This window comes from Pelagerythrobacter sp. (assembly GCF_041912895.1).
GTDB lineage: Bacteria > Pseudomonadota > Alphaproteobacteria > Sphingomonadales > Sphingomonadaceae > Pelagerythrobacter.
On the sequence record NZ_JAYSGI010000002.1, the window covers coordinates 14,191 to 37,229 of the forward strand.

The following is a 23,039-nucleotide window of genomic DNA, read 5'->3' on the forward strand; positions in this document are numbered from 1 at the left end:
CTACCTTTGTGTCAGCGCCTCTTCGCATTCGGCCATCAGCGTGGCGACGATCTGCGCGGCGGGTTCCTCTTCCTTCACCATACCGACCGACTGGCCCGCCATCAGGCTGCCGCCCTCCACGTCGCCGTCGATCACCGCGCGGCGCAGCGCGCCGGCCCAGTAATGCTCGATCTGGAGCTGGGCCTCGTCCATCGCGATGCCGTCCTCGTCGAGCCGCTGCGCGACTTCGCGCTGCTTGGCGGTGAAGCTCTCGGTGCCCTTGTTCTTCAGCGCGCGGACCGGGATCACCGGCAGGCGCGGATCAACCTGCACGCTGGTGACCGCGTCGCGCGCGCTGGCGCGAAAGAACGCCTTCTTGAAATCGGGGTGCGCGATGGATTCGGTCGCGCAGGCGAAGCGCGTGCCGAGCTGCACGCCCGCCGCGCCCATCTCGAGGTAACCGGCGATCGCCTGCCCCTTGCCGATCCCACCGGCGACGAACACCAGATGATCGGCGGCGAGTTCGGGCAGGATTTCCTGCGCCAGCACGCTGGTCGAGACCGGGCCGATATGGCCGCCCGCCTCCATCCCCTCGATCACCAGCGCGTTGGCACCGGAACGCAGCAGCTTCTTGGCCAGAGCCAGCGTGGGCGCGAAGCAGATCACCTTTGCCGGATTCTGCCCGCCTTTGATCGCCTCGACGCTGCCCTTGGGCGGGATGCCGCCCGCGAGCACCACGTGGCTCACCGCGTGCCTCTCGCACACCGCGATCAGGTCGAACAGCTGCGGGTGCATCGTGATGAGGTTCACGCCGAAGGGCTTTTCGGTCAGTTCCCTCGTCGCGGCGATCTCGGCATCAAGCAGTTCGGGAGTCATCGCCCCGCAGGCGATCACGCCGAAGCCGCCCGCGTTGCTGATCGCGGACACGAGATTGCGTTCGGACACCCAGCTCATCGCGCCGCACAGGATCGCGGTTTCGCAGCCGAGGAAATCGGTGCCGCGCTGCATCAGCCGGCTCGTCTTGGGATAATCGCTCATCGCCGCGCGCTTACGGCCAGCATCGCGGGGCGGCAAGAGGCCGCGACAAGTTCAATCGAGTGAACCGATAAGCCTGACAGGAGTTAATAGCTTTGACCGATTGAAGGGCGAGCGTAGCCTTCGCTCACAAACGACTCATGCGGCCAGTCCGTTCATCCGGCGGCCGCCAATCTGGAGGATGCCACGATGGACGCGAAGACAGGTTCGATTTCAGGAGGTTGCCCGGTCGGCGGAGACGGCGGCGTGCGCGCGCTGCTCGGCCGCACCAACAAGGACTGGTGGCCGGAGATGCTGGCGACCGAGATCCTCAATCCCAACGGCCCGACCAACCCGCACGGCGAGGATTTTGACTACGCCGAAGCGTTCAACACGCTCGACTACAAGGCGCTGAAAGCTGACCTGACCGCGCTGATGACCGACAGCCAGCCGTGGTGGCCGGCGGACTATGGGCACTACGGCCCGTTCTTCATCCGCATGGCCTGGCACGCGGCGGGCACTTACCGTACCGCCGACGGCCGCGGCGGCGCCAACAGCGGGCAGCAGCGCTTCGCTCCGCTCGACTCGTGGCCCGACAACGGCAACCTCGACAAGGCGCGCCGCCTGCTGTGGCCGATCAAGCAGAAATACGGCAAGGCCATCAGCTGGGCCGACCTGTTCATCCTGACCGGCAATGTCGCGATCGAGAGCATGGGCGGCCCGACGCTCGGCTTCGGCGGCGGCCGCCCCGACGTGTTCGAGCCCGAGCGCGACATCTACTGGGGCAGCGAGGACAAGTGGGTCAACGAGAACGTCCAGACCCGCATCGCGCCCGAACACGGCATGCACGAGATCGAAGGCCCGCTCGCCGCGATCCAGATGGGCCTGATCTACGTCAATCCCGAGGGCCCGCAGGGCAACCCGCACGACGACGAGGGCATGGCGCGCGACATGAAGGAAACCTTCGCCCGCATGGCGATGGACCCCGAGGAGACCGTCGCGCTGACAGCGGGCGGGCACACCTTCGGCAAGGCGCACGGCAACGGCGATGCCTCGCTGCTCGGCGCGGCCCCTTCGGGCGGCGACCTCGCCGCGCAGGGCTTCGGCTGGGTCAGCGGACACGAAAGCGGCGGGATCGGCGAACACACCGTCACCAGCGGCATCGAAGGCGCGTGGACCAACACGCCCGATACGTGGACCGAGAACTATTTCCGCCTGCTGTTGGATTACGATTACGAGCTGGTGCAGTCGCCCGCGGGCGCCAACCAGTGGCAGCCGATCGACCAGAAGGAAGAGGACATGGCCCCGGCGGCGTGGGATCCGAGCATCAAGGTGCCGACCATGATGACCACCGCCGACATGGCATTGAAACGCGATCCCGAATTCCGCGCGATCAGCGAGAAGTTCCGGGACGACCACGAGGCGTTCAAGGATGCCTTCGCCCGCGCGTGGTACAAGCTGACCCACCGCGATATGGGGCCCAAGGTGCGCTACCTCGGCCCGGAAGTCCCCGCCGAAGAGATGATCTGGCAGGATCCGGTGCCCGCAGGAACCGCGCCGTCCGATGCCGACGTGAAGGCGGTGAAGACCAAGATCGCCGACAGCGGACTTTCGGTCGCGCAACTGGTCAAGGCCGCCTGGGCCTCGGCCAGCACCTACCGCAAGACCGACTACCGCGGCGGCGCTAACGGTGCGCGCATCGCGCTCAGCCCACAGAAGGACTGGGACGTCAACGAACCGGCGGAACTGAAGAAGGTGCTCGACACGCTCGAGGGTCTGCGCGGCAACCTGAGCCTCGCCGATGCCATCGTGCTCGGCGGCGTGGTCGGACTGGAAAAGGCGGGTGCGGGCGACGTGCCCTTCACCGGCGGGCGCGGCGACGCGACGCAGGAACAGACCGATGTCGAGAGCTTCGACTGGCTCGAACCCGAGGCCGACGCGTTCCGCAACTACCTGCCCAAGAAGCTGGCGGTGAAGACCGAGGAACTGATGCTCGACCGCGCCAGCCTGCTCGGGCTGTCGGTGCCGGAAATGATCGTGCTGATCGGGGGCCTGCGCGTGCTCGGCGCAAACCACGGCGAGCGCGGCCACGGCCATTTCACCGATCGGCCCGGCGAACTGACCAACGACTTCTTCGTCAATCTGCTCGACATGACCAACGTATGGAAGGCAGTCGATGGGTCGGACGACGAGGAATACGTCGCCACCGACCGTGCCGAGGGCCACGAGAAATGGCGCGCCAGCCGCGCCGATCTCGTGCTCGGCTCCAACGCAGAGCTGCGCGCGGTGGCCGAGGTCTATGCCGAGAAGGGCGGCGAAACGAAGTTCGTTAAGGATTTCGTCGCGGCCTGGACGAAGGTGATGGACGCCGACCGGTTCGATCTCGCCTACGCGAAATACCACAAGGCGGCCTGATCCACCCGCATTGGCGAAACGAGGCCTCCGGCAGCAATGCCGGGGGCCTTTTTCCTTGGCTGAAGCCGTCTATCTCGGGGAATCTACTGGACAATGTCACGCGCGAGGCAGAGACAGCGCCCAGAAATTCCACCGGGAGATAGAGTCTCATGACCAGCCGCACCATTCTTCTCGCCGCCGCCTCGCTCGGCTCACTTTCGCTCGCCGCCGCGCCTGCCAGCGCCGACGAGGGTATGTGGACCTTCGACGGCTTTCCAGCAGAGCAGGTGCGTGAAGCCTACGGCTGGGCGCCCGACGCGGCATGGCTCGAGAAGGTGCAGAACTCGGCCGTGCGCCTCACCGGCGGCTGTTCGGCCAGCTTCGTTTCGCCCGACGGGCTGATCCTCACCAACCACCATTGCGTGGCGAGCTGCCTGTTCGACAATTCGAACGACGAGACGGACTACCTGCTCAACGGCTACGTCGCCGACCGGCGCGAGCGCGAGCTGAAGTGCCCCGGCCAGCAGGCCGAGGTCGTGACCATGATCACCGATGTGACCGACGACGTGACCGGCGCGATCGGCACGCTCACCGGCGAGGCGCTGACCAAGGCGCGTGACGCGAAGATCGCGGAGCTGGAATCGGCCGGCTGCCCCGACACCGAAACCACCCGCTGCCAGGTCGTCACCCTGTTCGGCGGCGGGCAGTACAAGCTCTACACCTACCGCAAGTATTCGGACGTGCGCCTCGCCTGGGCGCCCGAGGATCGCGCGGCGACGTTCGGCGGGGACCCGGATAACTTCAACTTCCCGCGCTATTCGCTCGATGCCAGCTTCCTGCGCGCCTACGAGAACGGCGAGCCCGTCTCCACGCCCGAGCATCTCACCTGGAACCCGCGCGCGCCGGAAGAAGGCGAGATCACCTTCGTGGTCGGCAACCCCGGCTCCACCGCGCGGCTGTGGACCGAGAGCCAGCGCGCGTTCGAGCGCGAGGTGCGCCTGCCCGTCACGGTCGCCACGATGTCCGAACTGCGCGGGCGACTGATCCGCGCGATGGACGAGAGCCCGCAGAAGGCACGCGAGGGCGGTGACCTGCTGAGCGGGGTGGAAAACTCGCTCAAGGTCTACATCGGCCGCACCGGCGCGCTGGGCGATCCGGCGTTCACCGCCACGCTCGCCGAGGCCGAGGCCGACCTCAAGGCGCGCAGCGCGAACGATGCCGCGATCGGCGATCCGTGGGCGGCGGTCGATCAGGCGTTGGCGAACTACCGCGCGCTCTATTTCCCGCTGCGCTTCACCCAGCCTTCGAGCGATCTCTACAGCTACGCCCGCACGCTGGTGTTCGCCGCGCAGGAACGGGCCAAGCCCAATGCCGAGCGGCTGCCCGGCTTCACCGACAGCGCGCTGCCGCTGACCGAGAAGCAGGTGCTGGACGAGCGCCCGGTCTATCCGTGGCTCGACAAGCTGACGATGGAGTGGAGCCTCAGCAAGGCGCGCGAATACCTCGGCGTCGACGATCCCGATTCGCAGCTCCTGCTCGGCAAGGAAAGCCCCGAGCAGCGCGCCGAGCGACTGATCGACGGATCGAAGCTGGCCGACCCGGCGGTGCGCAAGGCGCTGTGGGACGGCGGCATGGCCGCGATCGAGGCGTCGGACGATCCGATGATCCAGTATGCCCTCGCGCTCGCCCCGCGCCAGCGCGAGCTGGAGCAACTGGCGGACGAGCAGTATTCGGGCCCGCTCGCGGTCGCCGGAGCCAAGCTCGCCGATGCGCGCTTCGCCGCCTATGGCGACACGCTCTATCCCGACGCGACCTTCACGCTGCGCATCAGCTACGGCGCGGTGAAGGGCTGGACGCAGCGCGGCAACGAGGTCCCGATCCACACCACGATGGGCGGCACCTTCGATCGCGCGACCGGCAACGCCCCGTTCGATCTCGCTCCCGCCTTCGCCGCGAAGCAGGCCCAGATCGACGCGAACACGACCTACGATTTCGTGACCACCAACGACATCATCGGCGGCAACTCGGGCAGCCCCGTAATCGACCGCGCGGGCACGGTGATCGGCGCGGCGTTCGACGGGAACATCCACTCGCTGGGCGGCAACTACGGCTACGACGGGACGATGAACCGTACCGTGGCGGTCTCCACCGCGGCAGTGCAGGAAGCGCTCGAGACGATCTATCCGGCGCCCGCGCTGGTGGCGGAACTGGGCGGGGAGTAACGCCCCGGCTCAGCCGTAGTCGATCCGCACCTTGCCCGCCGCCTCGGCAGCGACGCGGCGGGCGGTGCCGGTGTCGCCCGCGCTCGCCAGCGCCACGCCCATGCGGCGGTGCGGGCGGCTCACGGGCTTGCCGAAGATCCGGACGTCCACCGTGCCGCCGGAGGTGTCCAGCGCTTCGGCCAGCCCCGAATAGCCTACTTGCTCGCTGTCGCGGTCGGCCAGGATCACCGCGCTCGCCGAAGGCCGCGCGCGGATCGGCTGCGGTATCGGCAGGCCCATGATCGCGCGCGCGTGCAAGTCGAATTCGGAAAGGTTCTGGCTCACCAGCGTGACCATGCCGGTATCATGCGGGCGTGGGCTCAGTTCGGAGAAGATCACCTCCTCGCCCTTCACGAAGAACTCGACCCCGAACAGGCCATAGCCGCCGAGGTCGTCGACCACCTTGTGCGCCATGTCCTGCGCGGAGGCGATCGCGGTGTCGGACATCGGCGTGGGCTGCCAGCTTTCCTGGTAATCGCCGCGTTCCTGCCGGTGGCCGATCGGCGGGCAGAACAACACGCCGTCCCGCGTCCGCACCGTCAGCAGAGTAATCTCGTAATCGAAATCGATGAACTGCTCGACGATCACTCGCCGCCGATCACCGCGCATGTTCGCCGTGGCGTAGTCCCACGCAGCTTCCAGCCCGGCGGCGTCCGCGACCTTGCTCTGGCCCTTGCCCGACGAGGACATGACCGGCTTTATCACGCAGGGAAACCCGGTGTGCCCGGCGCCCGCGAGAACCTCCTCCAGCGTCTCGGCATAGCGGTAACGCGAGGTCACGAGGCCGAGTTCATCCGCCGCGAGATCGCGAATGCGATCGCGGTTCATGGTGAGCTGCGTCGCGCGCGCGGACGGCACGACGTTGACCCCTTCGGCCTCCAGTTCGACGAGAACCTCGGTGCGGATTGCCTCGATCTCGGGCACGACGTAGTCCGGCCGGTGCTTCTCGACCGCCGCACGCAGCGCCGCGCCGTCGAGCATCGAGAACACCTCGCGCGCATCGGCCATCTGCATCGCGGGTGCGTGGTCGTAGGCGTCGCAGGCGACGACGTAAGCGCCCAGTCGCTTGGCGGAGACGACGAATTCGCGCCCGAGTTCGCCCGAGCCGAGGAGGAGGATTTTCGCGGTAAAGGCCATACCCGCCGACTACGGGCGAGGCCCGTGGCTGGCAATGGGGCGCGTCACGCCCGGCGGCGCTGCGGCTCGCTGTCCTGCGCGCATTCGATCTTGCCGCGCCCGCGCGCCCGCGCCCGGATCAGCGCGAGATCGGCGTGCTGCATCGTGGCGTCGGCGCTCGCCCCTATGGGCGCGATGCCCACGCAGGCGCGCAAGTCGATCTGGTCTTCCGAGCCCGGCGCATGGGTCGCTTCCGCCAGTTCGTCGAGCACGGCCCGCACCACGCAGGTGGCGGCGGCCGGGCCATCGTTCGGCAGCAGCACGCCGAAGCGCTCGTCGCCGATACGAGCGACGATGTGTTCGCGCCGCAGCAGGTCGCGCAGCAGCACCGCGAAGACGGTGATCACACGGTCGCCCGCGCGTGCGCCGTGGCGCAGGCCGATCCGGCGGACTTGCGCGATGTCGAGGATCGCCAGCGATCCGCCGGACCTGTGCCGCGCGAGATGGCGCAGCATGATGCGGAACGCGCGCCGGTTGGCGAGCCCGGTGAGCGGATCGGTCAGCGTGGCGGCGAACAGCTTCTGCTCGAGCGCGCGCCGTTCCTCGATCGAGCGCATGATGCCGAGCGCGCCGCAAACCTCGCCGGTTCCGTCGAGCAGCGGGCGAAGCTGGAGCGTGTACCAGTTCGCGCCCCCGTCCGCGGTCCGGGCGGCGAATTCGAACCAGCCCGTCGCACTGCCGCCGCGCATCACCACTTCGAGAAACGCGCGAAGCTTCTCGGCCTGGGCCGGCTCGGCGAGGTCGGCGAGATGCGGACGAATGAGCATGCCGGGAAGCTCGATCCCCAGCCGGTCGATCGCGGCCGACGCATGGATCACGAGTCCCTCGCGATCGAGCTTGATCACTATATCCGAATCCGTCTCCGCGAGCAGGCCATACAGTGCGGCCCCTTCGTGAAGGGTGAAATCTTCCACCATGCAAATCATGCCCCCGAAGCCCGGTTCATCCATTCAGCGAACAAACGAAATCACGCGCAACAATGATTTAACAAGCCGGTATTTGCACAACCCCGATACATACCAGCTCAAAGTTAATACGGTTAGCTAACTAAATTGACTACCGAATCGACTTTAGAGCGATATTAACCAAGGCACGTGGATTGTTGGAGTCATTTCGCATCGGGGCGATGCGGTCAAAGCTCGATCATGATCCGGACCTTGCCCGGCTCGGTCCCGAAGGCACGGGCGATCGCCTCCCGGCTGCGCATCAGCAGCTCGCGCGCCTCGGCATTGTCGTGGACGTCGGCCAGTTCGGCCTCGGACACCCCCAGCGCTTCTGCGAGCGCGTCCATGCGGCTGTCGATCGGGCGCGCCTTGCCCTTTTCCCACGCCCAGACGGTCGGCTTGCTCACGTCCAGCCGGTCGCCGAGCTGCGCGAGCGTAAGCCCGCGCGCCTTGCGCAGGCGCTGGAGCCGCATGCCGAACGATTCGCCGGGCTGGTTAACCGGGCGCGGCTCGAGATCGATGTCGCTGCGCAACTGCGCCGCGGCGAGCGCTGCCTCGGAAATCGCGGTGTCGAAACGGCAGCCATAAAGCGCGCCGCTGGCCCAGACGACGTGCGCGGTCGTCAATCCAACGTGCGGCAGATCGATGTCGATCGCATCGCCGACCGCCAGCGCATCGTCGCTCTCGAGCAGCAGTCCGGTCGCCGAGGCGTTGTGGACCTGCACCGGCTGGACGTCGCCCGCGGCACGGCCGCCGACGGTCTCGAAGCGGAGCGTGCGGCGCTGCGAGCCCCGCTTGCCTTCGCCCTGCGTGTTGCCCTCGAGATGTGCCGCGATCGCCATGCGCCGCTCCTTTCCTGAAGCGGCAGTCGGCGCTGGGGGTTAAGGAATGGTTAGGCGGCGCGGCGAATGCGGCTAACCGTGTCCGATCACGCCTCGTCGCCCGCGTCGAGCCCGTAGGCGGTGTGCAGCACGCGCACCGCGAGTTCGGTCTCGTCCTCGTCGATCATCACGCTGATCTTGATCTCGCTGGTAGAGATCGCCTGGATGTTGATCCCGCGATCCGACAGCGCGCGGAACATCGTGCTGGCGACGCCCGCATGGCTCTTCATACCCACACCCACGACGCTGATCTTAGCGATCTTGCTGTCGGTGATGATGCGGTTGAAGCCGATCTCGCCGCGCCTGTCTTCCAGCAGCGCCTGCGCGCGCGCGAGGTCGGCCTGGGGCACGGTGAAGGTCACGTCGGTCTCGCCCTTGTCGCGCCCGACGTTCTGGATGATCATGTCGACGTTGATACTCGCGGCGGCGAGCGGCTCGAAGATATGCGCCACCGCGCCCGGCTTGTCGGGCACGCGGGTGAGGATCACCTTCGCCTCGTTCTTGTCGTGCGCGATGCCGGTTACAAGCTGGCGTTCCATGTCGCCGTTCTCCACCAGTTGGTTCATTTCCTCTTCCGACACGATCATCGTGCCGGGCAGGTCGTCCGCCGGGATCGCATCGTCGCCGATGAAGCTGGAGAGGACCTGCAGGCGCACGCCTTCCTTCATCGCGAGGCCGACCGAACGGGTCTGGAGCACCTTGGCCCCGACGCTGGCGAGCTCCAGCATCTCCTCGTACGTCACCGCCTTCAGCTTGCGCGCCTTGGCGACGATCCGCGGATCGGTGGTGTAGACCCCGTCCACGTCGGTGTAGATATCGCATCGGTCCGCCCCCACCGCCGCGGCGACCGCGACCGCCGAGGTGTCCGAGCCGCCGCGCCCCAGCGTCGTTATGCGGCCATCCGCGCCGATGCCCTGAAAGCCGGGGATCACCGCGATCTCGCCCGCCGCCATCGAGGCGGTGAGCTTGTCGGAATCGATCGCGTCGATCCGCGCCTTGGCGTGCGCCTCCACCGTGTGCACGGGAAGCTGCCAGCCGAGCCACGAGCGCGCCTTCGAACCGAGCGACTGGAGCGTGAGCGCGAGCAGCCCGCTCGTCACCTGCTCGCCGCTGGCGACGACCACGTCGTATTCGGCCGGATCGTAGAGCGCGTTCGCTTCGCGGCAGAAGTTCACCAGCCGGTCGGTCTCACCCGCCATGGCCGAAACGACCACCGCGACCTCATGCCCGGCGGCTTGCTGCTTGCGCACGATGTTCGCGACGCGGCGGATGCGCTCGGTCCCGGCCATCGAGGTGCCGCCGAATTTCATCACGATGCGCGCCAAGAACCCCGAGCCTCCCGCTGGTTTCGGTCGAACCGCGCTGTTAAGGGGGCCTCATGGGCGATGCAACACCACAGGGCGAAACCAAAACTACGGCCGGGCAAACCATCCGGCCCGGCGAGGCCGCGCATTTCGGCAAGCTGGCGCGCGACTGGTGGGATCCGAAGGGCTCCTCAGCCATGCTCCACAGGCTCAACCCGGTGCGGCTCGGCTTCGTGCGCGAAGCGATCGATGCGCACTGGGGCGTCGACGCGGCGCTGCGACCGCTGGCCGGCAAGAGCGCGCTCGACGTCGGTTGCGGTGCGGGCCTGTTGTGCGAACCGCTCGCCCGCCTCGGCGCGGACGTGACCGGGGTCGACGCCGCGCCCGAGAACGTCGCCGCCGCCGCGCACCATGCCGAGGGCGCCGGGCTCGATATCCGCTACGTCTCGGGAGAGATCGGCGCGTTGGACCTCGGCAGGTTCGATCTCGTGACCTGTCTCGAGGTGATCGAACACGTCGCGGACAAACCCGCCTTCATCGCCGCGCTGGCGGCCCGCCTCGCGCCCGGCGGGCTGATGGTCCTCTCCACCCCCAACCGCACCCCGCAATCGCGCCTGCTGCTGGTCGGCGCGGCCGAAGCGGTTGGCGCGATCCCGCGCGGGACGCATCACTGGGAGGATTTCGCCACGCCCGACGAATTGCGCGAGCTGCTGGCCGATGCCGGGCTGGCGATGGGGGAGCCGCGCGGCATCGCCTTCTCGCCATCGAAGGGCCTGCACCTATCGGGCGATCTGGCACTGAACTATATCGCCACCGCGACGCGCGCCTAAACCCGCCGCAGCCGCCCACGGTAGTGCACCACCGGGCCGACCAGCGGCAGCGCCACCGCCACGTCGAATACGAAATCGTCGCCCTCGGCGCGCTCGGTCGCGACGATCCGCGGCGCGAGGAATCGCGGCAGCGGGATGCGGAACGCGCTCCATCCGCGCAGCACCATGCGCAAGCCGAGCTCATCGCCCGGCAGATCGAACTGGAAGCGCAGCGGGCCGAAGCGCTCCTCGATCCTGCGCCCCGCCTGGCTCAGGTGGCTGTGGAAACGATGCAGGCCGAAGCTGCGGGTCCAGCGCTCGATCCCGTCCCGCTCGGCAAAGGCGACGTGGACCGGATAGTGGCCCGCAGGCGGAAAGCCCCCGATCGCGCCGGCCAGCCGCGCGAGCAGGGCGGCCCCGCGTTCGACGGTGCCTTCGCCCTCGGCCCCGCCGTCCCCGACAATCGCATGCATCGTGCGGACCGGTTCGGGTAGCCGATCGTAGCCCGCGCCCATCACCCGGCGATAGACCGGGGGATGCGCCGTTTCCTCGATCTCGGTCGCAGCGCGCAGGCCGCCCAGCAGTGGGCCGAAATCGCCGAGCGCGAACAGGCGCGACGTGTCGCGCGCACCGGCCTCGAGCGCCCCGTCGCGCAATCGCCGCGCGACGAGCTGCGCCGCGAGCACGGGTATCTCGGGGCCGTCGCCGTCTTCGGCGATCACCGTCCACCGGCGCAGCACCGGCTCGTCCCCCCGCCACCCGGCGGCTTCGACCGACATCGCCGAACGCGTGCTGCCATAACGCGCGAGCCGGCGCTGGAGCGGCAGCAGCATCCCGCCGAGCGCGGTTAAAGAGCGCAGCCAGCCCTGCCTGACGAGCGCCGACAACATGCGCCCCGCGATCATCTGCGCCGCGCTTTCGTTGCCGGCGCGGAACGACGCCGCGGGCGCGCCCGGCAGCGCCTGCGGCGCCAGTTCGAGGTCGGGAATGTCGGCGAGCGCGACCCACCGCGTCACCGGCCGCCGCCCGGCAACGGCGAACACGCGCCGCTGCAATCCGTGCAGCCCGAAAGCCTCGCTCCAGCGCCGCCCGTGCCACACGCGGATCGGCTTGCCCGCATAGCTCAGCGCCGCCGCGGCGATCAAGGCGCCACCGGTGGCCGCGGTCGAGGCTCCGAGCGCCATGTCGACCGCGTCGACCCGGTCGAGCGGCGCGGCCAGTTCGCGCAGCACCGCCCCGGTCAGCGCAGGCACGGTGGAGGCGCCCGCGAGCACCGCGACCCCAGCCGTCCGCGCCGCGTGGTCGAGTTCGCCGATGCCGCAGACGAAATCGCGCGCGTCGGCGAGATCGGTATAGTGGACGCCCGCGGCGATGCAGGCTTGCGGCACGCGGTACGAGTTGCCCTGGAACGGCCCGGCCGCGTCGATCAGCAGGTCCGGCCGGGCCTCCGCGAGCACGGGCACGAGATCGCCCTCGCGATCGGCGCGCAGGGCCTCCGATCCTTGCAGCGTTCGGGCGAATCCTCGCGCTCGCGCAATGTCGCGCCCGGCGACGATCACCGTCCACCCGTCGCCCGCCAGCCGCCGCGACAGCCGCGCGCCGAACCCGCCGTAGCCGCCGAGGATGAGCACGCGGTTCATGGCAGCACCCGCCGCGCCTGCTCGGGCGTGGGCACGAAGCAGCGTTCGCGCCGCCCGAACCAGCGATAGCGGTTGCGCGCGACGAGGCCGTAGACCGCATCGCGCAAGGGCCGCGGTACGATCCGCAGTGCGCCGAGCGCCCTCCACGGCCAGCCGAGCCCTTCGGCGATGGCGAGCGCGGCATCGCTGTTGCGTCGCACCCGGTCGCCTTCGACGAGGATGAAGGTTTCCGGGTCGAGCGGGTCGATCCCGAAGCGCGCCATCAGCGCCGCGCCCGCTGCGCCCTGCATCGTCGCGAGGCGGAAATGCCCGCGCCGGTCATGCCTGAGGATGAAGCGCGCATTGGCCGAGCACAGGATGCAGTCGCCGTCGAACACCACGACCGGATGCGCCCCCGCCCCCGTCACAGCGTCAGTCGCTCACGGGAGCCGCGCAGCGCGCGCCATCGCGCGCAGCGACGCCGATCGCCGGATCGTCGGTAAAGATTCCCTTGACCCCCGCGCGCGCCAGCAGGGTCCAGATCTGTTCGGGGCAACCGCGCGCGGCATCGCTCTCCCCACGTCGCAGCGGCGGCGGCAGGAAGGCGTTTTCCTTGCGCAGTGTCCATGCATGGACATCCAGCCCGGCGGCGTGCGCGGCGGTGACGAGCCCACTCGGCGTCCCGTCGCCCTCCAGCACCAGCCGGATGTCCGCGCCGACCACGTCGGCGTATTCGGCGATCCGCTCCATCCCGGCCATCGTCACCATGTCGGCATAGCGCATGTCGGGCGCTTCCGCCGGGCCGCCTTCGACCGTGACGAGCTGCACCAGCCGGTAATCGCTTTCGCGCGCCAGCCGCTTCAGCGGCGCGACCTCGAAGCTCTGGATCAGCACCGGATCGTCCGGCTCCAGCCCGGCGTCGGCGAGCGCGCGCAGCATCAGCGCGACCGTGTCGAGCCCCGCCTGTTCGCGCAGGAAGGTCGGGTGCTTGAGTTCGGGAACGAGCCCGATGCGGCGGCCCGTCTCGGCCTCCTTCGCCTTTACCAGCGCCGCGATCTCGGCGAACGTCGGCACCGGGTAGAGCCCGTCGAACCGCGCATTCGCGGGCCGCAGCGCGGGTAGCCGCTCCTTCGCGCGCAAGGTGCGCAATTCGGCGAGCGTGAAGTCTTCCACGAACCAGCCGGTCACGCTCTGCCCGTCGATGTCCTTCGTCTGCCGGCGATCGGCGAATTCGGCATGATCGGCGACGTCGGTGGTGCCCGAAATCTCGTTCTCGTGCCGCGCGACGAGCACGCCGTCCTTGGTCGCCACCAGGTCCGGTTCGATATAGTCCGCGCCCTGGTCGATCGCGCGTTCGTAGGCCGCCAGCGTATGCTCGGGCCGTTCGCCGCTCGCACCGCGGTGGGCGATCACCAGCACGCCGTCACCGCCTTGGGCCAGCGCCGGTGCGGCCGCGAGGCAGGCGAGCAGCGCCGTTAGCCAAATCTTGACCATGGTGTGCGACAGTGATCCGGTCATGTTGAAGAAGCTCCTCTTCGTGGCGGCTGCCGTGATCGGGCTCATCTACGGGTCTGGCAGCGATCTGGCCTCGGTCAAGCGCGCTATGCTCGGCGCGGCGAACGACAATGCGCGCGGCTTCACCCCGGCCGACGACGGCGGCTGGGGCTCCGGCTCGACCTACTGAAGCGCCGCTGCCCATTCGTCTGGCGAAAACCCCACCAGCAGCCCGCCCGGATGTTCGACCACCGGCCGCTTGATCATGCTCGGATGCTGTTGCAGCAGCGTGACGGCCTTGTCGGCGTCGATATCGGCCTTCTCCGCATCGGACAGCTTACGAAAGGTCGTCCCGCGCCGGTTGAGAACGGTATCCACCCCTGCGGCGGCGATCCAGCGCCGCAGCTTCGCGGGATCGGCGCTTTCCTTCTTGTAGTCGTGGAAGGTGTAGTCGATCCCCTCGGCCTCGAGCCACAGCCTCGCCTTCTTCACCGTGTCGCAATTGGGGATGCCGTAGACCTCGATGCTCATGTGTCGTCCTCGATGCGGAATTCGTGGATGCGCGGATCGTCGCAGGCGAACAGCGTATATCCGGCGTAGAATTCGCGCCGCCCGCGCGCCTGCGTTGCGCGATGTTCGGCGAGCCTGCCCCAGCCGCGCGCCGAGGCCTCGTCCGCCCATTCGGACAGCGCGATCACCTCGCCGTCGTCGGCGGTGTAGCTCTTGAACGAAAGATAGCCGGGCTGCGCCTGCGCCAGTGCGAGCATTCGTTCGGATTCCGCCTCGTAGGCCGCGTAGTCGATATCGGCGCGCTTGCGGTTGCGGGACACGACGAGGAACATCAGCCGCGCCCGCCCAGATGCGCGTCGGCGATGGCCACCGCCAGCGCGTCCGCCGCATCGGCGCCCGCGACTTGCGCGCCGGGCAGCAGGACCTTGAGCATGGCCTGGACCTGGCGCTTGTCCGCTGCGCCGGTGCCGACCACCGCCTTCTTCACCAGCCGCGCGGCATGTTCGCGCACCTCGATATTCGCCACGCCGCACGCCGCCAGCACCGCGCCGCGCGCCTGCGCGAGCTTGAGCGTCGATTGCGGGTTCTTGTTGGCGAACACTTCCTCCGCCGCCGCGCGATCGGGCCGGTGCGCCGCGATCACTTCGGCCACGCCCGCCTGCAACACCGCGAGCCGCGCGGCCATCGGCGCCTTCGCATCGGTCGCGATCTGGCCGTTTGCGACATGCGACAGCCGCGCGCCCTCGACCCGCACCACGCCCCAGCCGGTGCAGCTGAGCGAAGGATCGAGCCCGAGGATCAGCATCGGATCAGTCGAGCTTCTCCATGATCTCATCCGAAATCTCGTAGTTGCCCCACACCGTCTGCACGTCGTCGTCGTCGTCGAGCGCGTCGACCAGCTTGAGCAGCGTGCCGGCGTCCTTCTCGTCGAGTTCGACCGTGAGGTTGGGCTTCCACGCCAGCTTGACCGTCTCGGCCTCGCCCAGCGCCTTTTCGAGCGCGGAGGAAACTTCGTGCAAGTCGTCCGCCGCGGTCCAGATCTCGTGGCCGTCGTCGTCCGACTGGATGTCCTCGGCCCCCGCTTCCATCGCCGCCTCGAGGATCTTGTCCTCGCCGCCCGCCGATGCCGGATAGTAGATCAGCCCGAGCCGCTCGAAGCCGTGCGCCACCGAGCCCGATGCGCCGAGATTGCCGCCGTTCTTGCTGAACGCCGTGCGCACGTTGGTGGCGGTGCGGTTGCGGTTGTCGGTCAGCGCCTCGACGATGATCGCGCTGCCGCCGGGGCCGTAGCCTTCGTAGCGGACCTCTTCGTAGTCGTCGCCTTCGTTGGCACTCGCCTTGTCGATCGCGCGCTGGATATTGTCCTTGGGCATCGACTGCGCCTTGGCCGCGTTGACCGCCAGCCGCAGGCGCGGATTCATGTCGGGGTCGGGCATGCCCATCTTGGCCGCGACGGTGATCTCGCGCGAAAGCTTGGAGAACATCGCCGAGCGCTTTTTATCCTGCGCGCCCTTGCGATGCATGATGTTCTTGAACTTGGAATGGCCTGCCATGGGTACCTTCGCGAAACGTGTGGATCAGCGGCGCGCCGCATCGTCCCCGCGCTCCTAGCGAAGCCGGGCGTGCCGGGCAATCGCGCCGCGGCTGATCAGGGCGCAATATCGAAGTGCAGCACCTCCTCGCGCGTGCCGAGCTTGCCGTAGAGCGCGCGGGCGGGTTCGTCTTCCGGCGCGGTATCGGCCTGGACGTAGACCATCCATGCGCCGATCTCGCGCGCGATGCGGCGCAATGCCTCGATCAATGCCGTGGCCACCCCGCGGCGGCGGCAGCTTTCGGCGACCGCGAGATCGTAGATGTAGACTTCGCTGCGCGCCTGTTCGAACTTGGGCAGCACATAGGCTGCGAGCGCGCCTACCATCTTTCCCTCGCCCTCCGCGACGAGCAGCACGGTTTCTGCACGCGCGAGCAGGGCGTCGGCATAGGCATCGTCAGGAGGATTCGCAGCGTAATTCTCGCGATCGTCGAACGCAGCGCCAAACAGCGTATTCATGGCGCGGAAACGCGGCAGATCGCCCGGCCCGAGCCGCGCGACGGCGAACTCCGCCGTGCCGGTCAGACCTTCACCGCCGTGCCGCTGGCCGAGACCATCAGCATCGAGCCGGTGTCGCCGATCACCTCGTAATCGAGATCGACGCCCACCACCGCGTTGCCGCCGCGCGCGCCGCATTCGGCCTGCAATTCCTCGATCGCCTGTTCGCGCGCGTCGCGCAGGATGCGCTCGTAGCTGCCCGAGCGCCCGCCGACGATGTCGCGGATATTGGCGAACAGGTCGCGGAACAGGTTGGCGCCGACGATCACTTCGCCGGTGACCACGCCGAGATAGTCCTGGATCGGCCGCCCCTCGATCGTGTGCGTGGTGGTGACGATGATGCCGCGCGCGTCTTTCCAGGGGCTAGCCATTGACGATCGTTCCTCCGTTGGGATGCAGGACCTGCCCCGACATATAGGACGAATCCTCGCAGGCGAGGAACAGGAAGGCGGGCGCGACTTCGTTCGGCTGGCCGGGGCGGCCCATCGGCGTGCCTTCGCCGAAGTGCTCCATCTTCTCGGGGCTCGCGCCGCCGAAGGGGTTGAGTGGGGTCCAGATCGGCCCCGGCGCGACCGCGTTCACGCGGATTCCATCGCCGACGAGGTTTTCGCTGAGCGAGCGGGTGAAGGCGGTGATCGCGCCCTTGGTCGCCGAATAGTCGAGCAGCTCGCTTGCGCCCTGGTACATCGTCACGCTGGTGCAATTAACGATCGCGGCGCCCTTTTTCAGATGCGGGCGCGCCGCTTGGACGAGGTAGAACATCGAAAAGATGTTGGTCTGGAACGTGCGCTGGAGCTGCTCGACCGTGATGTCCTCGATGTTCTTGTCGGGATGCTGCTCGCCCGCGTTGTTGACCAGCACGTCGAGCCGGCCCCACTTGTCGATCACCTTGGCGACGAGCGCCTTGCCGACCGCGGGATCGCCCAGATCGCCTTCGTGCAGCAGCGCCTCGCCGCCTTCCTGCTCGATCGCGTCCGCCGTGATCCGCGCGTCATCGTCTTCCTCGAGATAGGCGATGGCGACGTTCGCCCCCTCGCGCGCGAACAGCACCGCGGTCGCGCGCCCGATCCCGCTGTCGCCGCCGGTGACGATCGCGACCTTGCCTTTCAGCCGCCCCGATCCCGGATAGCGCGGCTCCCACTCGGGCTTATCGCCCATCGCGGCTTCGTGGCCGGGCATCTTCGGCTCTTCGCCGGTTTCCTCGACGAAAGCCTTGTCGACGGGCTCGGTGGTTCCGGACATGCGCGTTCCTTCCATGCAATCAGGTGGTTGCATGGAAGGAAAGCGCGGTTCGAGATTACGGTTCCTGCATCAATGCACGCAGCACGCCTCAGCCGAGCCCGAGCGCCAGCTCAGAAGATCACTCACGAACGGACTCTGCAGTCTCTCGCTTAATTCTTCTACTCAGCATAACGAGGCCGCAAAGTTGCGCTGTGAAAGAGAGTTTGAGTGGAATGTCTGAGAATTCGAAGCAAAGTTTCGCTGCCATGTTGGTAGGTGACGTGTTTGCCTCGATGCATCGGCGCGAGCTTCACGACAGTCAGGCATCGCGCAGAGACTTGGTTCGCACGTCTTTTGCCGCGATCGAAGGCTTCGTATGGATCTTTCGTGAGCACATTGTCGAAGCGGCAGACTCCACCTACGGCTTAACGGAAGAAGAAAGCCAAGTTCTCGCCGAGAATTCCTATCAGGTGAACGATCAAGGCAGGATCAATGCACAACCCAAGTTCCTGCCGATGTTGTCGCAGGTGCGGTTGATTGCTCGTATTGCAGCCAGGATCGCTCCCGAAGCGGAAATCGATTTCTCGGGCTCGGATTGGAAGAGTATGCGCGAGGCGGTGCGAGTCCGCAATCGCATCACCCATCCCAAGACCACCGCCGATCTTGAACTGAGCAAAGGCGATGTCGATCGAAGCGTCTCAGCGTTCTTCTGGTTTGGTGAAGCGGCTTCAAGCGCTATGGAACACGCCAACGTCGCGGTGCATGGCTACCTCGGCCTCTTCAAAGATGTGCTTGAGAAGCTCAAGGCTGGCGACCCCGAGACAACGTTGCTCTATCAATACATCGCCAAGTCCGGCGACGAGAGTTGACGCCTCAACTCATCCCCAGAGCTGCCTTATAGGTTTCCAGCAGCATTTCCATTTCGGCACGGTCATCCGGCTTCATCTTCCGCAGGCGGTAGATTTGCCGCATCATCTTGGTGTCGTAACCAACTGCTTTGCCCTCTGCGTAGACGTCGCGGATGTCGTCAGCGATGCCCTTCTTCTCTTCCTCGAGGCGTTCGATGCGCTCGATCAGCAGGCGCAGGCGGTCGTCGGTGGTTTCGGCCATTTCAGGGATGCTCCGGATATGTGTGCGAGAATCGCTCGGCGCGTCCGATAGCCATCCCGTCGGATTCGGTGAACCCCGCCCGAGCGATTATTCCCGTGCGTTCTTCGCCACGCTCGCTTCCATCCGCGCGAGTTGCTCCTCGGTCGCGGGGGACTGGCGCTTGGCCTTCCATTCTTCCTGCGGCATGCCGTGGATCAGTTCGCGCGCGGCGGCCTTGTCCCCGTCGTATCCGGCCTCGCGTATCCAGTCGGCGAGGCAATTGCGGCAGAACCCGGCGAGGCCCATCAGATCGATGTTCTGCGCATCGTGCCGGTGGCGCAGGTGGCGCACCAGCCGGCTGAACGCCGCGGCTGCCGTAGCGTCATCGAGATCGTCGAGCGGGTCGGGCGAATTCGTATCCATCGGGCGCTTTTCCTTGTCTTGCAATCAGCCTCTGGCATAGCCCGAGGCCATGCAAAAGCTCGATCCGCGCGCCCGCAAGGTCAAGATCCTCGCCACCACCGGCCCCGCCAGCCGCGAGCCGGAGATGCTGCGCAAGCTGTTTCGCGCCGGGGCCGACGCCTTCCGCGTCAACATGAGCCACGGCGACCATGCCACCCATGCCGAAACGATCAAGGCGATCCGCGCGCTGGAAAAGGAGTTCGGCCGCCCGATCGCGATCCTGTGCGACCTGCAGGGGCCGAAGCTGCGCGTCGGCGAATTCAGGGACGGGCAGGCGGTGATCCGCCATTCGGGCCATTTCACGCTCGACCGCAATCCCGCGCCGGGCGACGAAACCCGCGTCCACCTGCCGCACCCGGAACTGTTCGGCCTGCTCGAGAAAGGGCAGCGCCTGCTGATCAACGACGGCAAGATCCGCCTGCGGGTGATCAAGGCCGATACTGACGCGATCCTGTGTTCGGCCGAAGTCGGCGGGGTGATTTCCGACCGCAAGGGCGTCAACGTACCCGACGCCGAAGTGCCGATCCCCGCGCTCACCGAAAAGGACCGGCGCGACCTTGCCTTCGCGGTCAGGGAAGGGGCGGACTGGATCGGCCTGTCGTTCGTCCAGCGGCCCGAGGATCTGGCCGAGGCGCGCAAGCTGATGGGCGGCGCGGGTGCGCAGGGCCCCGCGCTCTGCGCCAAGATCGAGAAGCCGATGGCGGTGCGCCGCCTGCCCGAGATCGTCGAACTGGCCGACGGGATCATGGTGGCGCGCGGCGATCTGGGCGTGGAGCTGGAACCGCAGGAGGTTCCGCCGCTCCAGAAGAAGATCGTCAACATGGCGCGCACCGCGGGCAAGCCGGTGATCGTGGCGACGCAGATGCTCGAATCGATGATCGAGAGCCCTGCGCCGACGCGCGCCGAAGTCTCCGACGTCGCCAACGCGGTCTACGACGGGGCCGATGCGGTGATGCTCAGCGCGGAGACCGCGGCGGGCGAATGGCCGGAAGAGGCGGTGACGATCATGGACAAGATCGCCACCCAGGTGGAACGCGACGACGCCTATATCGGCCGCGTGCGCTTCCTCGAAACCCCGCCCGACCGCACCACCGCCGATGCACTGGCGCATGCCTGCATGACGATCGCCGATACCGTCGCGGTCGCCGCGATCACGGTGTTCACCGGATCGGGCAGCACCGCGCGCCGCGTCGCGCGCGAGCGGCCCGGCGTGCCGATGCTGGTGCTCACCCCCTCGATGGCGACCGCCCGGCGCGTCGGCCTGCTGTGGGGCGCGCACGCGGTCGCGACGAAGGACATCGGCAGCTTCGAGGAGATGATCGCCAAGGGCAAGCGCATGGCGCTGCGCCACGGCTTCGCCCGCGCGGGCAGCAAGCTGATCGCGCTGGCGGGCGTGCCGTTCGGGACTCCGGGCAGCACCAACCTCCTCCACGTGGTGACGCTGACCGGCGACGAACTGGACAAGCACGGCGGATGAGCGCGGGCCAGCCCGCCGCGCGCTGCCACTGCGGCGCGGTCGCCATCGAACTGGTCGCATGGCCGGCCGAGATCACCGTGCGCGGTGGAAAGCAGGCGCGGCGACGCTGAAAGGCGTGGTGATCCTGATCCTGGGCACCGGCATCCTCGTCACTGTCGGGATCAGGATGGCGACCGGGGTGCCGCCCTCGTCCACGCTGATGCTAGTGTTCGGCGGCCTTGCGCTCGTCGCCAACCTCGTATGCCTGCGCCTGTTGTGGCGCTTTCGCGAGCAGGACATCAACATGTCGAGCACTTTCGAATGTTCGCGCAACGACGTGATCGCCAATCTCGGCGTGCTGATCGCCGCAGGCGCGGTCGCGTAGCTCGATTCGCCGTGGCCCGATATCGTGATCGGGCTCGCCATGGCCTTCGTCATCCTGCGCTCGGCGCTGCGGGTGTTGCGCGAGGCCGTGCCGCAGTTGAAGGCGCCGGAAGCCGCGCCGCGCTGAGCCCTATCTAGCGGCGCTTTCCAGCCGAGCTCGCGCTTCGTTCTCCCCGATCAGCGGCAGTAACTCGGCCATGTCGGGACCGTGATCCATGCCAGTCAGCGCCCGGCGCAGGGGGAGAAACAGCGGCTTGCCCTTACGCCCCGTCGCTTGCTTGAGCGCGGCGGTTAGCGCGTGCCACGGGTCGTCACCCCATTCGAGCAGACGCGCGGCCTCGTCGAGATACGCGCGGTCTTCATCCGTGAAATCCACTGGCGCGATCGGGCCGGTGACGAGGCGCCACCATTCGTCAGCCTCGCCTACGTGCGAAAGGTTCGGGCGCACCGCATGCCAGCCCGCCTCATCCATCCCCGAGGGCAGGCGATCGCGCACAGGGGCGAAACCGAGTTGATGCACGATCGCGGCGTTCACCCGCTCCAGTTCGGCATCGTCGAACCGCGCCGGCGCGCGGCCAAACGTCGAAAGGTCGAACGTCGCCACCAGCGCATCGCGGTCGGCGATCGGCTCGACCGGCAGCGAGGTGCCGATCCGCGCGAGCAGCGCGACCAGCGCCTCGGGCTCGATCCCGCGTTCGCGAAAGGCATCGCAGCCGAGCGCGCCGAGCCGCTTCGACAGCTTGCCCTCGCTGCCGACCAGCAATGCCTCGTGCGCGAAGCGCGGCACCGGCCCGCCCAGCGCGGTGAACATCTGCACCTGTACCGCGGTGTTCGAAACGTGATCCTCGCCCCGCAGCACGTCGGTGACGCCCATCTCGATGTCGTCGACCGCGCTCGGCAACATGTAGAGCCATGAGCCGTCGGCGCGGCGTACGACCGGATCGGACAGCTGCGCGGGATCGAATTTCTGCGCGCCGCGAACGCCGTCGTCCCACGCGATCGGCTCGTCGTGGTCGAGGTGGAAGCGCCAGTGCGGCGCAATGCCCTCCGCCGCCTTCGCCACATGGTCGGCCTCGGTCAGCGCCAGCGCCGCGCGGTCGTAGATCGGCGGCAGCCCGCGCCCGAGCAGGATCTTGCGTTTCAGTTCCAGTTCCAGCGCCGTCTCGTAGCAGCGATAGACCCGCCCCGCCGCACGCAGCGTTTCGAACGCCGCCTCGTAGTGCGCGAGCCGGGCCGACTGCCGCTCCTCGCCGTTGGGGTCGAGACCGAGCCAGGCGAGGTCGGCGCGGATGGAATCGACATATTCCTCGCGGCTGCGCTCCGCATCGGTGTCGTCGATCCGCAGCAGGAAACGGCCGCCCGCCTGCTTCGCCAGCATCCAGTTGTGCAGCGCGGTGCGGATATTGCCGACATGCAGCCGCCCGGTGGGCGACGGCGCGAAGCGGGTGATCGTGGTCATGCCCGGCCCGATAGCCGAGCGCCGCCGCTATTGCGAGAACAGGGTGACGCCGTGTCCGCCGCCAGACAGTTCGACGCCGTTCGAGGGCGTGCGCCGCGCCGTGGTCACTGCATCGAGCGCAGTGGCCAGCCGCTGCTGTTCGGGATGGACGGCGATGCGGCAGGTCGGGCGGTTGGCCGGGCGATCGGTCGCCAGCGCGCCGCCATCGTAAGTGTACGTCCAGTCGAACCCGGCGCAGCGCGGCTCGAAGTGGATGCGCTCGTCCTCGATCGACAGCGCGATGCCGATCTGCCCGCCGACTTCGGTGCCGTCGATCCCGGCGACGCGGTATTCGCCGACGAGCGAGGCCGGCGCTTCGGCCGTGTCGGGCGCTTCGGTTTCCGGGGCGGTATCGCCGGACGCGGTCTGGCACGCGGCCAGCGTGGCGAGCGAAAGGGCGGCGAGGATCGTGCGCATGGTCGGTCTCCTTCGCGCGCCACGATACGCGCGAAAGC

General features: G+C 67.8%; 26 protein-coding genes. 7 read left to right on the forward strand and 19 right to left on the reverse strand.

The window, feature by feature from the left end; all coding sequences use genetic code 11:
• On the reverse strand, positions 1 to 1,017 hold the full coding sequence (locus ACE3QC_RS07085) for an NAD(P)H-dependent flavin oxidoreductase (protein WP_374406716.1): 1,017 nt from the start codon (positions 1,015 to 1,017) through the stop codon (positions 1 to 3).
• A 186-nt stretch (positions 1,018 to 1,203) separates the two neighbouring features.
• On the opposite strand from ACE3QC_RS07085, the gene katG reads away from it, so the two are divergent.
• Both katG and ACE3QC_RS07095 read left to right on the forward strand, forming a co-directional pair.
• Positions 1,204 to 3,408 (forward strand): catalase/peroxidase HPI, encoded by a 2,205-nt coding sequence (gene katG, locus ACE3QC_RS07090; protein ID WP_374406718.1) that lies wholly within the window; start codon positions 1,204 to 1,206, stop codon positions 3,406 to 3,408.
• A gap of 149 nt (positions 3,409 to 3,557) precedes the next feature.
• Positions 3,558 to 5,609, forward strand: coding sequence for a S46 family peptidase (locus ACE3QC_RS07095; protein ID WP_374406720.1), 2,052 nt, complete (start codon positions 3,558 to 3,560; stop codon positions 5,607 to 5,609).
• A 9-nt stretch (positions 5,610 to 5,618) separates the two neighbouring features.
• Here ACE3QC_RS07095 and purT read toward each other — a convergent pair whose 3' ends face one another.
• The 4 genes from purT to ACE3QC_RS07115 form a co-directional block, all read right to left on the reverse strand.
• Positions 5,619 to 6,785 (reverse strand): formate-dependent phosphoribosylglycinamide formyltransferase, encoded by a 1,167-nt coding sequence (purT, locus tag ACE3QC_RS07100; protein ID WP_374406722.1) that lies wholly within the window; start codon positions 6,783 to 6,785, stop codon positions 5,619 to 5,621.
• 44 nt (positions 6,786 to 6,829) lie between these two features.
• Positions 6,830 to 7,741 (reverse strand): GGDEF domain-containing protein, encoded by a 912-nt coding sequence (locus ACE3QC_RS07105; protein WP_374406724.1) that lies wholly within the window; start codon positions 7,739 to 7,741, stop codon positions 6,830 to 6,832.
• Between the two features lie 215 nt (positions 7,742 to 7,956).
• Positions 7,957 to 8,610, reverse strand: a complete 654-nt coding sequence (locus tag ACE3QC_RS07110) for a helix-turn-helix domain-containing protein (RefSeq protein ID WP_374406725.1) — start codon at positions 8,608 to 8,610, stop codon at positions 7,957 to 7,959.
• 86 nt (positions 8,611 to 8,696) lie between these two features.
• Positions 8,697 to 9,974, reverse strand: a complete 1,278-nt coding sequence (locus ACE3QC_RS07115; RefSeq protein WP_374406727.1) for an aspartate kinase — start codon at positions 9,972 to 9,974, stop codon at positions 8,697 to 8,699.
• A 53-nt stretch (positions 9,975 to 10,027) separates the two neighbouring features.
• On the opposite strand from ACE3QC_RS07115, the gene ubiG reads away from it, so the two are divergent.
• Positions 10,028 to 10,783: a bifunctional 2-polyprenyl-6-hydroxyphenol methylase/3-demethylubiquinol 3-O-methyltransferase UbiG gene (gene ubiG, locus ACE3QC_RS07120; protein WP_374406728.1), complete on the forward strand. Its 756-nt coding sequence runs from the start codon at positions 10,028 to 10,030 to the stop codon at positions 10,781 to 10,783.
• On the opposite strand, the gene ACE3QC_RS07125 is transcribed toward ubiG, so the two are convergent.
• From ACE3QC_RS07125 to ACE3QC_RS07135, 3 genes are read right to left on the reverse strand one after another with little or no spacing between them, the layout of a single operon-like run.
• Positions 10,780 to 12,402 (reverse strand): SDR family oxidoreductase, encoded by a 1,623-nt coding sequence (locus ACE3QC_RS07125; protein ID WP_374406729.1) that lies wholly within the window; start codon positions 12,400 to 12,402, stop codon positions 10,780 to 10,782. The two genes, ubiG and ACE3QC_RS07125, sit on opposite strands and share 4 nt — an antisense overlap.
• A complete protein-coding gene (locus ACE3QC_RS07130) occupies positions 12,399 to 12,809 on the reverse strand; it encodes a thiol-disulfide oxidoreductase DCC family protein (protein WP_374406731.1) in 411 nt (136 codons plus the stop codon). Before ACE3QC_RS07130 ends, ACE3QC_RS07125 begins: the two co-directional genes overlap by 4 nt.
• A gap of 4 nt (positions 12,810 to 12,813) precedes the next feature.
• Positions 12,814 to 13,899 carry a glycerophosphodiester phosphodiesterase gene (locus tag ACE3QC_RS07135; RefSeq protein WP_374406732.1) on the reverse strand — a complete coding sequence of 362 codons (1,086 nt, stop codon included), beginning with the start codon at positions 13,897 to 13,899 and terminating at the stop codon, positions 12,814 to 12,816.
• Between ACE3QC_RS07135 and ACE3QC_RS07140 the strand changes: the two genes are divergently transcribed.
• Positions 13,898 to 14,065, forward strand: coding sequence for a hypothetical protein (locus ACE3QC_RS07140; RefSeq protein ID WP_374406734.1), 168 nt, complete (start codon positions 13,898 to 13,900; stop codon positions 14,063 to 14,065). The two genes, ACE3QC_RS07135 and ACE3QC_RS07140, sit on opposite strands and share 2 nt — an antisense overlap.
• Here ACE3QC_RS07140 and ACE3QC_RS07145 read toward each other — a convergent pair.
• The 7 genes from ACE3QC_RS07145 to ACE3QC_RS07175 form a co-directional block, all read right to left on the reverse strand.
• Positions 14,059 to 14,406, reverse strand: coding sequence for an arsenate reductase (locus ACE3QC_RS07145; protein ID WP_374406736.1), 348 nt, complete (start codon positions 14,404 to 14,406; stop codon positions 14,059 to 14,061). The two genes, ACE3QC_RS07140 and ACE3QC_RS07145, sit on opposite strands and share 7 nt — an antisense overlap.
• Positions 14,403 to 14,717 carry an antibiotic biosynthesis monooxygenase gene (locus tag ACE3QC_RS07150; RefSeq protein ID WP_374406738.1) on the reverse strand — a complete coding sequence of 105 codons (315 nt, stop codon included), beginning with the start codon at positions 14,715 to 14,717 and terminating at the stop codon, positions 14,403 to 14,405. Before ACE3QC_RS07150 ends, ACE3QC_RS07145 begins: the two co-directional genes overlap by 4 nt.
• Positions 14,717 to 15,190, reverse strand: coding sequence for a crossover junction endodeoxyribonuclease RuvC (gene ruvC / locus ACE3QC_RS07155; protein ID WP_374408010.1), 474 nt, complete (start codon positions 15,188 to 15,190; stop codon positions 14,717 to 14,719). The genes ACE3QC_RS07150 and ruvC overlap by 1 nt, the downstream gene beginning before the upstream one ends.
• Positions 15,191 to 15,194: 4 nt before the next feature.
• Positions 15,195 to 15,938: a YebC/PmpR family DNA-binding transcriptional regulator gene (locus tag ACE3QC_RS07160; protein ID WP_374406739.1), complete on the reverse strand. Its 744-nt coding sequence runs from the start codon at positions 15,936 to 15,938 to the stop codon at positions 15,195 to 15,197.
• 95 nt (positions 15,939 to 16,033) lie between these two features.
• A complete protein-coding gene (locus tag ACE3QC_RS07165; RefSeq protein WP_374408012.1) occupies positions 16,034 to 16,501 on the reverse strand; it encodes an AAC(3)-I family aminoglycoside N-acetyltransferase in 468 nt (155 codons plus the stop codon).
• Positions 16,498 to 16,845 (reverse strand): heavy metal-binding domain-containing protein, encoded by a 348-nt coding sequence (locus ACE3QC_RS07170; RefSeq protein WP_374406741.1) that lies wholly within the window; start codon positions 16,843 to 16,845, stop codon positions 16,498 to 16,500. The genes ACE3QC_RS07165 and ACE3QC_RS07170 overlap by 4 nt, the downstream gene beginning before the upstream one ends.
• Positions 16,838 to 17,716, reverse strand: coding sequence for an SDR family oxidoreductase (locus ACE3QC_RS07175; RefSeq protein WP_374406743.1), 879 nt, complete (start codon positions 17,714 to 17,716; stop codon positions 16,838 to 16,840). Before ACE3QC_RS07175 ends, ACE3QC_RS07170 begins: the two co-directional genes overlap by 8 nt.
• Positions 17,717 to 17,928: 212 nt before the next feature.
• Between ACE3QC_RS07175 and ACE3QC_RS07180 the strand changes: the two genes are divergently transcribed.
• Complete coding sequence (locus ACE3QC_RS07180; protein WP_374406745.1) at positions 17,929 to 18,564, forward strand: hypothetical protein; 636 nt, start codon at positions 17,929 to 17,931, stop codon at positions 18,562 to 18,564.
• A gap of 4 nt (positions 18,565 to 18,568) precedes the next feature.
• On the opposite strand, the gene ACE3QC_RS07185 is transcribed toward ACE3QC_RS07180, so the two are convergent.
• Entirely contained in the window at positions 18,569 to 18,805 is a 237-nt protein-coding gene (locus ACE3QC_RS07185) for a DUF2312 domain-containing protein (protein ID WP_374406747.1), read from the reverse strand.
• An 87-nt stretch (positions 18,806 to 18,892) separates the two neighbouring features.
• Entirely contained in the window at positions 18,893 to 19,207 is a 315-nt protein-coding gene (locus ACE3QC_RS07190) for a DUF1244 domain-containing protein (RefSeq protein ID WP_374406749.1), read from the reverse strand.
• Positions 19,208 to 19,256: 49 nt separating this feature from the next.
• On the opposite strand from ACE3QC_RS07190, the gene pyk reads away from it, so the two are divergent.
• Both pyk and ACE3QC_RS07200 read left to right on the forward strand, forming a co-directional pair.
• Positions 19,257 to 20,723, forward strand: a complete 1,467-nt coding sequence (pyk, locus tag ACE3QC_RS07195) for a pyruvate kinase (protein ID WP_374406751.1) — start codon at positions 19,257 to 19,259, stop codon at positions 20,721 to 20,723.
• Positions 20,724 to 20,781: 58 nt separating this feature from the next.
• Positions 20,782 to 21,087 (forward strand): cation transporter, encoded by a 306-nt coding sequence (locus tag ACE3QC_RS07200; protein ID WP_374406753.1) that lies wholly within the window; start codon positions 20,782 to 20,784, stop codon positions 21,085 to 21,087.
• Positions 21,088 to 21,216: 129 nt separating this feature from the next.
• On the opposite strand, the gene gltX is transcribed toward ACE3QC_RS07200, so the two are convergent.
• Positions 21,217 to 22,545, reverse strand: coding sequence for a glutamate--tRNA ligase (gltX, locus tag ACE3QC_RS07205; protein ID WP_374406755.1), 1,329 nt, complete (start codon positions 22,543 to 22,545; stop codon positions 21,217 to 21,219).
• A 27-nt stretch (positions 22,546 to 22,572) separates the two neighbouring features.
• On the reverse strand, positions 22,573 to 23,001 hold the full coding sequence (locus ACE3QC_RS07210; RefSeq protein ID WP_374406756.1) for a hypothetical protein: 429 nt from the start codon (positions 22,999 to 23,001) through the stop codon (positions 22,573 to 22,575).
• Positions 23,002 to 23,039 lie beyond the last annotated feature (38 nt).